This window comes from Pseudomonas sp. 43(2021) (assembly GCF_017490805.1).
Classification (GTDB): Bacteria; Pseudomonadota; Gammaproteobacteria; order Pseudomonadales; family Pseudomonadaceae; genus Aquipseudomonas.
This window is the reverse complement of the sequence record NZ_JAFGYJ010000647.1, coordinates 1-246: the sequence shown is the minus strand read 5'-3', so window position 1 is coordinate 246 and position 246 is coordinate 1. Positions and strand designations below refer to the sequence as shown.

Below are 246 nucleotides of genomic sequence, written 5' to 3'. Positions count from 1 at the left end.
AAGCTCAGATTAAGGAGACTCATGGGCGGCTTACAATCCGATAATCGACTATTCGTGCGATTATCGAACCAATTATTGCATCCCTACCTATCTCCCCTGGCTGCCCGTACTGACCTCATCGCCGGCACCAGCAATGCCGTGAGCACCTGTTCGAAGGTCCAGCCCAGCCCCAGCAGCGTCGCACCACTCCAGGCGCCGAGAATCGCCCCGAAGCGGCCAATACCCAGCATCCACGATACGCCCGTG

1 pseudogene is annotated in these 246 nt (G+C 58.1%); it reads right to left on the bottom strand.

The window, feature by feature from the left end:
- Positions 1 to 83: 83 nt before the first annotated feature.
- Positions 84 to 246, bottom strand: a pseudogene (locus tag J5M71_RS29110) (aromatic acid/H+ symport family MFS transporter); the annotation flags it as partial.